Origin of the sequence: Methanobrevibacter sp., from assembly GCF_045577275.1 — an archaeon.
Classification (GTDB): Archaea; Methanobacteriota; Methanobacteria; order Methanobacteriales; family Methanobacteriaceae; genus Methanobrevibacter.
The window spans coordinates 1-2651 of record NZ_JAZNIB010000262.1; the positions used below are offsets into that span (position 1 = coordinate 1).

General features: G+C 38.6%; 4 protein-coding genes. All 4 read left to right on the forward strand.

The features are described 5' to 3' along the window. The coding region (locus tag ACKI67_RS07650) for a hypothetical protein (protein WP_407462893.1) at positions 1-587 on the forward strand (587 nt) is incomplete at its 5' end. A gap of 11 nt (positions 588-598) precedes the next feature. Further along, entirely contained in the window at positions 599-1681 is a 1083-nt protein-coding gene (locus tag ACKI67_RS07655) for a distal tail protein Dit (protein WP_407462894.1), read from the forward strand. After that, the gene (locus tag ACKI67_RS07660) at positions 1681-2025 is read left to right on the forward strand and encodes a hypothetical protein (protein WP_407462895.1); all 345 of its coding nucleotides are present in this window, start codon (positions 1681-1683) and stop codon (positions 2023-2025) included. The genes ACKI67_RS07655 and ACKI67_RS07660 overlap by 1 nt, the downstream gene beginning before the upstream one ends. Positions 2026-2035: 10 nt before the next feature. Then, positions 2036-2651 (forward strand): hypothetical protein (locus tag ACKI67_RS07665; RefSeq protein WP_407462896.1); only part of this gene is annotated, 616 nt, incomplete at its 3' end.

Sequence of the window (2651 nt, forward strand, 5' to 3'; positions counted from 1 at the left end):
AAAATTTGCCTCAAATTCTATCCGCAGGAAAGACGATTCTAAAAGAATTAATTTCTGGAATAACCTCAATGCTTGGAAATCTTGGTGAGAGTGTGAGCAAAATTGCATCTAAAATTATTGATGGAGTCAAAAAATTGCCAAGTGAAATGGTGAAATGGGGCAAAGACATGATTCAAGGTCTCATTGATGGAATCAAAAACATGATTGGAAAAGTTGGTGATGCTGTCAAGGGCATTGCTGATAAAATCACATCATTTTTGCATTTCTCAAAGCCAGATGAGGGTTCATTGAGAGAATATGAATCTTGGATGCCTGACTTTATTGATGGATTAACAAATTCATTGAAAAAATCTGCTCCAACACTTATGAATGAGGTGCAAGCCATCACAGGAGAAATCTCTGATGCAATGAATCTTGATGGCAATATTTCCGCTACTGTCACAGGCTCAGAGACTCAAAGAGCAATGGAACAGGCAAATATGGTTGAGGCATTCAAAGAGGCACTCTATCAAGTCAAGATTGAGATGGATGATGAGGAAATGGGCAGATTTGTTGATAAAACTGTCACTCGTTTAGTTTACACATAGGAGGTGGAGGCATGAATTATGTCATCCTAAATGGTGTGAAAAGCACAACAATCAAAGGATTGCTGATTCAGTCCTTGCCTCCAATCTCCAAGCCTTTGATGAGAACAAGTGTGGAGGAGATTGATGGCAGGGATGGAGACATTGTGACCAAATTAGGATATTCAGCTTATAACAAGCCAATGTCCATTGGTCTATTTGGTGATTATAACGTGGATGAGGTCATTCAGTTCTTTTCAAGTTCTGGAACTGTGATTTTTTCCAATGAACCAGATAAATATTATAACTATGAAATCATAGATCAGATTGATTTTGAGAAATTAATAAGATTCAAAACTGCAACAGTGACATTCCATGTGCAACCATTCAAATATTCAGCAGTTGATGATGTTTTCACACTGTCTCAAAACTCTTTGACAGTGAAAGATTATTCAGCAACCAAGAATGGAGTGACAATCACTGCTCAAAATGGTGTGATTTCCTTGAGTGGCACTGCCACAACTGCAACAGAGTTCTATGTGCCTGTGAATGCATTGACTTTGGATGCAGGAAATTACACTCTGCAAGCCTTGACAGATGGCACAGGTGAGAGTTGTTGTTCAATCCGCTTGATTGGCTCAGTTCCATCCAATGCAGATTCCTTTGGAGGCACTTATTTGCCACTTTCAAACAGTGGTTCAGCATCAATGCCTGCAACACTGTCTGCCTCAAAAACATTCAATTATGTTTGGTTCTACATAACAAGCGGAACTGCAATGAATTTCACACTTGATGTGCAGTGTTTGAATCAAGCAATTCAAAGTTTGTCTATTGTGAATAGAGGAAACACCACTGCAAGACCTATCCTCACAATCTATGGATCTGGAACTGTCAATTTGAGCCTCAATGGAGCACAAATTTTTGTGATTGACATTGGAGATGCAGGATATATCACCATTGATTCTGCTCAGATGAATGCATATCAAGGTGATATTCTGATGAATAGGTCTGTTGTTGGAGATTATAGTGATTTGGTCTTGAATATTGGCACAAACACAATCTCATGGACAGGAAATGTGACCTCAATTGAGGTTGAGAATTTCACGAGGTGGTTATGATGAGAAGTAATTTTAAAATGGAGAATAAAAATATCACTATGACCAGAGGTGACACTCTTTCTTTCAATGTTGAGGTCACTGATGGTGATGGTGAACTTATTGAGGTTGATTCTGCATATTTCACTTGCAAAAAACTCTCAACAGATGAATCAAACATCTTTAGAAAGGCTCTTGGCAGTGGTATCACACAATTTGATGATTGTTTTGTTGTGATGGTTGCTCCAGAGGACACAAAAAATGTTGATGCAGGTCAATATTTCTATGATTTGCAGATTGGTGTTGGTGATGATATTTTCACCATCATGAAAGGTGTCCTTGAAATAGAGCAGGATGTCTCATTCTAAGGAGGTAATTATGAGTAGACATGATTCAAGAGAAATTGAAAATGTCAAAGTCATGCTCTTAAAAGGTGATAGTGGCTCAACTATTGAGAGCATTGAAAAAACAGGCACAAGTGGTCTTGTTGACACATACACAATCACCATGAGTGATGGTTCAAAGTCCACATTCACTGTGACAAATGGCAAGGAGATTGTTTCTGTTGAAAAGACAGGCACAAGTGGTCTAGTTGACACTTACACAATGACTTTCAATGATGAGTCCACTGAGACATTTGAGGTTGTCAATGGGAATGGAATTGCATCAATTGAAAAGACAGGAACACAGGGAGCAGTTGACACCTACACAATCACTTTGGATGATGGCACAACATACACATTCACTGTAACCAATGCAACAGGAACAGTTGATTCTGCATTCTCAACAACATCAGAAAATCCTGTTCAGAATAAAGTCATCACAAACAAAATTAATGCTATGGATGATAATATTGCAGGAACTGAGGATGGTGCAACTGCATCACAGACATATGTGGCAGGAGAGTTCATTCTTAGAAATAATCAGCTTTATAAGGTTACAACTGCCATTGCAACAGGTGATGCTCTGACTGTTGGTGTAAACATTACAGAGG

Coding starts and splice junctions, on each gene's coding strand:
- ACKI67_RS07655 (WP_407462894.1), top strand. CDS start 599: ATGAATTATGTCATCCTAAATGGTGTGAAAAGCACAACAATCAAAGGA.
- ACKI67_RS07660 (WP_407462895.1), top strand. CDS start 1,681: ATGAGAAGTAATTTTAAAATGGAGAATAAAAATATCACTATGACCAGA.